This is a genomic window from Streptomyces phyllanthi, from assembly GCF_009377205.1.
Lineage (GTDB): Bacteria > Actinomycetota > Actinomycetes > Streptomycetales > Streptomycetaceae > Streptomyces > Streptomyces phyllanthi.
Map to the genome: position 1 here is coordinate 1 of NZ_VJZE01000499.1, position 6,427 is coordinate 6,427.

Here is a 6,427-nt window from a genome sequence, read left to right on the forward strand (position 1 = left end):
GGTCAGGGCTGGGCCGTCTCCGTGACTACGGCCAGAAGCCGTATCTCGTCCTCCTGGTCGCGGTCGGCGACGCCGACGGCTATCCAGCGGCCCGTGCCGTCCGCCTGCCATACGTCCAGCTCGTCCACGGCGTGGCTCACCGTGGCCCAGGGCTCCGGTATCTCCTCGCCACGATCGATGCGAACCCTGAGGGTCACCGTGCCCCAGGGCGGCTGCTGCCGGCCCCAACGGGTGTTCAGCCGCTGGGACATGCCCTCCTTGACGTCGTGGAAGTCCGCCGCGGTCCGGAACCGCTCGACGGCGTCCGCTGTGCGCAGCCCGTGGCTCATCTCTAACTCCGCGACGAAGTACCCCGGACCGGCCGGGCCCACGTCCGACCAGCCGTGCTCCGCCGGGAAGGGTCGGGAGCACAGTTGGTCGATCGTTGCGAGGTACCGCTCGATGTCCATGAGGTCCAGTAAACCTGCCGGGACTGACAGTTGACCGGGCGCCGGCGAAGCTCGGCGCGTGTGAGGGTTCCGGATCGGTGCGGGAGTGCTCGGCGAAGGGCGACCGGCTCTCGCCGGTGTCGGCCGTGACGAGTACGATCCCGCCAACACGCGCACGAGCTGGGAGGACGGACGTTGGGACGGCTGACCGGCGGGGACCCCTCTCTGCTGCGGAGGATCAACTCCGCCGTGGTGCTGCACGCGCTGCGCGCCGCGGAGCATGCGACGCTGACCGAGATCACCCGCGTGACCGGGCTGTCCCGGCCGACGGTCGAGGGTGTGGTCGAAGGGCTGGTCGAGACCGGGCTGGTGGTCGAGCAGGCGGCCGAGGAGGGCGCGACCCGGCGGCAGGGACGGCCCGCGCGGCGGTTCCGGTTCCGGGCGGAGGCCGGTCATCTGCTGGGCCTGGACATCGGCGCGCACCGGGTGACGGCGCTCCTGTCGGATCTGGACGGCCGGGTGCTGGGCACGCTGTCCAAGGACGTCGACGAGAAGGCACCGGCGGACGAACGGCTGGAGCGGCTGCGCTCGACGGTCGCGGAGCTGCTGCGCCGCGCGGGCGTCCCGCGTGGCTCGCTGCGCGCGGTGGGCGTGGGCAGTCCCGGGATCGTCGAGGCCGACGGCACGGTGCGGCTGTGCACGGCGCTGCCGGAGTGGACGGGCCTGAAGCTGGGCGAGCGGCTGAGCCGTTCCTTCAAGTGCCCGGTGCAGGTCGAGAACGACGCCAACGCGGCGGCGGTCGCCGAGCACTGGAAGGGCTCGGCCGTCGAGTCCGACGACGTGGTGTTCGTCCTGGCGGGCCTGAGCCCCGGCGCCGGTTCGCTGATCGGCGGGCGGCTGCACCGCGGGTACGGCGGCGCGGCCGGGGAGATCGGCGCCCTGCACCTGCTGGGCCTGGGCGCCACCCCGGAGGCCTTGCTGTCGACCACGAACGAGCCTCTGCACCCGCTGGACGAGCAGGCGGCCGCCGAGGTCTTCGCCCACGCGCGCGAGGGCGACGCACAGGCCCTCGCGGCCGTCGAACGCTTCACCCAGCGGCTCGTGCACGATGTGGCGGCGCTTGTTCTGGCCATCGATCCCGAGGTGGTCGTCATCGGCGGCTGGGCGGCCGGTCTGGACTACGTGCTCGACCCCCTGCGGGACGAGTTGGCGCGCTGCTGTCTGCGCCCGCCCAGAGTGACGCCCTCGAAGCTCGGCGAGGCGGCCGTGGCGACGGGGGCGCTGCGACTGGCGCTGGACCATGTGGAGGAGGAGCTGTTCGCGGTGGAGAGCACGGTGACGGCGCGGCGCTGAGCGAGAGCGTGGCGTGGCGCTGAGCGAGAGCGTGGCGTGGCGCCGAGCGAGAGCGTGGCGTGGCGCCGACCGAGAGCGTGGCGTGGCGCCGACCGAGGCGTATGGCGTGACGCTGATCGAGACGTACGGCGCGGCGCTGACCGAGACGTACGGCGCGGCGCTGAGCTGAGCGACACGGGCGCCTCGGCACGGAGCTGCATGTACGCCTCGGCGCCGAGCCACACGTACGCCTCTGCTGGAGGGCGCCCGGCGCAGGACCGGCACAGGAATCGCGCCCCGGGTCTCCCCGGGGCGCGACCGGTGCGGCTCTGTGGGCGGTGATCAGGAGGCGCGGCGCTCCGGGCCGTCGTGGATCTCGATGCCGCCGGAGTCGCCGAAGGTCAGCCGGCAGGTGTCGGCCCGGTAGGTGGCCACGGAGACGGCGGCAGTGCGTCCCTCGGCGAAGAAGCGTGTGGTGACGACGAGGACGGGGGCGCCGGGCAGCCGGTCGAGCTCCTTGGCGTCCTCCGCGCGGGCCGAGCCGAGCTCCACCGCGCTGTCCTGGCCCTCCAGTTCGAGGCGCTGGAGCTCACGCAGCACGGAACGCGCGCGTGCCGTACCGGAGCGGGTGTCCACGGCGGAGAGGCCGGGCACCGAGGACGCCGGGACATAGAGCAGTTCGGCGGCGACGGGCTGACCGCGGGTCACCCGGGAACGGCGCACCGTGTACACCTGCTCGCCCTGGAGTGACTCCAGGATGCCGGCCACGGCCGCAGGCGGGGCCGCCATCGCGCAGTCGGCGAGCTGCCAGGTGTCTCCGGCGACACCGGGCCACGCGCGCTGCTCGGTGCCGACGGCCACCCCCATACGGGGCGGGGCGACGGTGGTGCCGACACCGCGGCGGCGCTGCAGCCGGCCCTCCAGCTCCAGCTGCTCCAGTGCCTGGCGGAGCGTGGCGCGGGCCACCCCGAAGCGGGCGGCGAGGTCGCGCTCGTTGGGGAGGATCTCACCCACCGAGAACTCGGAGTCCAGCGCCTCACTGAGCACGGTCTTGAGGTGCCAGTACTTCGGCTCCGGCACCGTTTCGAGCTGCGTGGTCCCCACCCTGTCCTCCGCTGTTCGCCGTGGCCCGGCGGCGTTTTAGCGCCTTTGTTTATTAAAGGTTGTTGCACTTATCTGCGACCATAAGGCGGCCCCCACCGTTGGTCAAGACCAATCTTCGGACGCGTGCAGACCCCACACACCTCTCACAGGACAGCGTTCACACGGTGTTCGCGGTGGCTACCCCTCGACCGGCAGGGAGAGCACCTTCTCCGGGTTGCGCATGATGTAGACGCACTGGATACGGCCGTCCGCGACGTCGAGCTGGAACACGGTGTCGACCTTGCCGCCGGACAGGGCGACCAGCGCGGGGCCTGCGTTGATCTCCACGAACACGAAGCGGAACGACGCCTCCGCGACGCCCTTCCTGGCCGCACCGTGCAGGAACCGCCCCACCTTGTCGGCGGAGTCGATGATCCGTACGGGCGCCTTGGCGAGGCCACCGCTGTCGGCCACCAGGCGGACGTCGGGGGCCAGCAGCGACATCAGGCCCTCCAGGTCGCCCCCGGCCGCGGCGGCGAGGAACCGCTCGGTCATCTCACGGCGCTCGGCCGGGTCGACCTCGTAACGCGGCCGCCGCTCGTCCACATGCTGACGGGCGCGCGCGGCGAGCCGGCGCACGGCGGGCTCGCCGCGGTCGAGGACGGCCGCGATGTCGGCATACGGGTACCCGAAGGCCTCGCGGAGGACGAAGACCGCGCGCTCCAGGGGCGACAGGGACTCCAGGACGACGAGGACGGCCAGGGAGACGGATTCGGCGAGCACGGCCCGCTCGGCGGTGTCCGGGACCGTGGCCCCGAAGTCGGTGACATACGGTTCGGGCAGCCAGGGGCCGACGTACGCCTCCTTGCGCGACCGCACATGGCGCAGCCGGTCGATGGCGAGCCTGGTGGTGATCCGCACCAGATAGCCGCGGGGTTCGCGCACCTCGGAGCGGTCGGCGCCGGACCAGCGCAGCCACGCCTCCTGGACCACGTCCTCCGCGTCGGCCACCCGCCCGAGCATGCGATAGGCGACGCCCATCAGGACGGGACGGTGCTCTTCGAAGACCTCGGTCGCGGTGTCGGTGGCCACGCCCTCCATCCCATCGGACGGGTCGCGTGGTGTCCAGGCGGCCTCACCCGCGCCCGCGGGGCACGGCACCCGGCCGCCGCCGCTCGCGCGCGCGTGCCGGGCGCCCCGGAGGCGTCGTACGGGCGGGCGCGCTAGAGCCCAGCGCGACACCGGCGCCGACCAGGGCGCTGCCGAGGGCCTGTGCGACCCCGTACGAGCCCGTGCCGACGAGCGGGGCCGTGCAGGCGGCCGCCACCGGGATGAGGCCGGAGAGCAGCGTGGCGCGCTCCGCGCCGATGCGCTGCATGCCCATGTACCAGCAGACGAAGCCGACGACGGTGACGACCGCCGCCTGCCACAGCAGCGCGGCGGTCTCGATGGCGTCCGGTGTGCGCAGCCACGCGGTCCCGTCCACGAGGACCCCGGCCACCGCCGACTCGACCGCGGCGACAGCGCACACGGTGGCCGACAGCAACCGGGGTCCCAGCGGTCGCAGGACGGGGACGGCGAGCACCGCGAAGCCCACCTCGCCCGCCAGCGCGCACAGGGAGAAGGCGATTCCGGCGCCGTCGGTACGGCCCCACCCCTGGACGGTGAACGCGCCCACCGCGACGAGCGACGCGCCGTACAGCACGAGCCGTTGCGGGCGGCGTCCCTCCAGGAGGGGGACGAGAACGGCCACGGCCACCGGTGCGCAGCCCACGAAGACACCCGGGACGGCGGGTTCGGCCGTGCGCTCGGCGGCGATCACCGCGAGGTTGAAGCCGACCATGCCGACGGCCGCGAGCAGCGCCAGCCGTGCCCACTGGCGCGTGGTGAGGCGCCGCAGGGGTGCCGTGCCGCCCCGGCCGAGCAGCGGGAGGAGCAGCAGGCACGCGAGGCCGTAGCGGAGGAACTGGCCGCCCGCGTACGGGTAGTCGCCCAGGACGCTGTTGGCGGTGAAGGAGGCGCCGACGAGGACGCAGGCGAGGGCGGCGAGGAAGGTCCCCCGGGTGGTGGCTTTCATACCGGTGACGTTATGAAGGCGTGTGGTCCGGCTTAAGGTCCACTTTCATGACGCCATCGGAGACCAATTCGCGGGCCGGGCAAGGACCTGAGCCGGGGTCCGTTCCGTGGGCCGCCGCCTGGGAACTGCTGCTGCCGGCCGCTGCCGCTCCGGCACGCGCGCGTGGGCGTACGTTGCGGGCGGCTCTGCGGGAGGCGGTGCGTTCCGGGCGGCTGGCGTCCGGTACGCGGTTGCCGTCGAGCCGTGAACTGGCTGCCGATCTGGGCGTGTCGCGGGGGCTGGTGACGGAGGCGTACGAGCAGCTGACCGCCGAGGGATATCTGCGCAGTGGCCGGGGCGCGGGTACCTGGGTGGGCGATGCCGTACGGTCCGCCCGCCCACGCGCGCGTGACCTCGCTCCGCGCCCTCCCGGCGCACGTGCCGACTTCCTTCCGGGGACGCCGGACCTGTCGTTGTTCCCGCGCGCGGCGTGGGCTGCAGCCCAGCGCGGGGTGCTCGCCGAGCTGCCGCACCACGCGCTGGGCTACCCGGATCCGCGCGGGCTGCCCCGGCTGCGTACGGCGCTCGCGGAACTCCTCACGCGGCGCCGGGGTGTGGTCGCGGATCCCGAACGGATCGTGGTGGTCTCCGGAGTGGCCCAGGCGACGACGCTGCTCGGTTTCGTGCTCCACGCGCGCGGGGTACGGGCCGTCGGTGTCGAGGACCCGGGGAGCCCCCAGCACGACGCCCTGTACGCCTCGGCCGGCATCGGCACCGTACCGCTGCCGCTGGACGAGGAGGGGCTGGCCACCGGGCCGCTGCGGGAGGCGGGCACACGGGTCGTCGTGACCACGCCCGCCCACCAGTTTCCCTCCGGGATCGCGTACTCGGCGCGGCGGCGGGCCGAACTGCTCGACTGGGCGCGGGCGGTGGACGGACTGGTCGTCGAGGACGACTACGACGGGGACTTCCGCTACGACCGGGCTCCCGTGGGGGCGCTCCAGGGGCTCGACCCCGAACACGTCGCGTACAGCGGCTCCGTCAGCAAGTCCCTCGCCCCGGGGCTGCGGCTCGGCTGGCTGCTCGTACCGCAGGCGCTGGCCGAGGAGGTCGTGGAGCGCAAGCGCACCATGGATCTCGGCCATCCGACGATCGACCAGGCGGTGTTCGCCCGGTTCGTCGAACGGGGCGACTACGACCGGCAGTTGAGGCGCTGCCAGCGGGCGTACCGGGAGCGGCGCGACGCCCTCGTCGCCGCCTTGGAGGAGCACTTCCCCGGCACGGAGGTGTCCGGGATCGCGGCGGGTCTGCATGTCATCGCCGCGCTGCCCGCCCACCACGGGCCGCTGGACCGCTTCCTGGAACGGATGGCGGCGGCCGGGGTGGCGGTGCGTCCGCTCGCGGAGCACGGGCGGGTTCCGGACGACGGGGTGCGGCTGGTCATCGGGTACGCGCATCTGCCGCCCGCGCGGATTCGAGAAGGGGTGCGGTTGATGGCGAGGGCTGTCGGTGGGTGAGGGGGGGTGGC

General features: G+C 73.5%; 7 protein-coding genes. 3 read left to right on the forward strand and 4 right to left on the reverse strand.

Translation table 11 applies throughout. From position 1 onward, the window contains the following. Nucleotides 1-2: 2 nt before the first annotated feature. A complete protein-coding gene (locus tag FNH04_RS39185) occupies nucleotides 3-449 on the reverse strand; it encodes a hypothetical protein (RefSeq protein ID WP_152790774.1) in 447 nt (148 codons plus the stop codon). 174 nt (nucleotides 450-623) lie between these two features. Between FNH04_RS39185 and FNH04_RS39190 the strand changes: the two genes are divergently transcribed. Together FNH04_RS39190 and FNH04_RS46925 are read left to right on the forward strand one after the other, a co-directional pair. Next, nucleotides 624-1,781 (forward strand): ROK family transcriptional regulator, encoded by a 1,158-nt coding sequence (locus FNH04_RS39190; RefSeq protein ID WP_152790776.1) that lies wholly within the window; start codon nucleotides 624-626, stop codon nucleotides 1,779-1,781. A gap of 13 nt (nucleotides 1,782-1,794) precedes the next feature. Beyond that, nucleotides 1,795-1,950 carry a hypothetical protein gene (locus FNH04_RS46925; RefSeq protein ID WP_194236961.1) on the forward strand — a complete coding sequence of 52 codons (156 nt, stop codon included), beginning with the start codon at nucleotides 1,795-1,797 and terminating at the stop codon, nucleotides 1,948-1,950. Between the two features lie 152 nt (nucleotides 1,951-2,102). On the opposite strand, the gene FNH04_RS39195 is transcribed toward FNH04_RS46925, so the two are convergent. The 3 genes from FNH04_RS39195 to FNH04_RS39205 form a co-directional block, all read right to left on the reverse strand. Next, nucleotides 2,103-2,864: a GntR family transcriptional regulator gene (locus FNH04_RS39195; RefSeq protein WP_322725155.1), complete on the reverse strand. Its 762-nt coding sequence runs from the start codon at nucleotides 2,862-2,864 to the stop codon at nucleotides 2,103-2,105. Nucleotides 2,865-3,041: 177 nt separating this feature from the next. Continuing rightward, the gene (gene sigJ, locus FNH04_RS39200; protein WP_322725156.1) at nucleotides 3,042-3,935 is read right to left on the reverse strand and encodes an RNA polymerase sigma factor SigJ; all 894 of its coding nucleotides are present in this window, start codon (nucleotides 3,933-3,935) and stop codon (nucleotides 3,042-3,044) included. Between the two features lie 43 nt (nucleotides 3,936-3,978). Further along, on the reverse strand, nucleotides 3,979-4,920 hold the full coding sequence (locus FNH04_RS39205; protein ID WP_152790779.1) for a DMT family transporter: 942 nt from the start codon (nucleotides 4,918-4,920) through the stop codon (nucleotides 3,979-3,981). Between the two features lie 47 nt (nucleotides 4,921-4,967). On the opposite strand from FNH04_RS39205, the gene pdxR reads away from it, so the two are divergent. Then, the gene (gene pdxR / locus FNH04_RS39210; protein ID WP_152790781.1) at nucleotides 4,968-6,416 is read left to right on the forward strand and encodes a MocR-like pyridoxine biosynthesis transcription factor PdxR; all 1,449 of its coding nucleotides are present in this window, start codon (nucleotides 4,968-4,970) and stop codon (nucleotides 6,414-6,416) included. Nucleotides 6,417-6,427 lie beyond the last annotated feature (11 nt).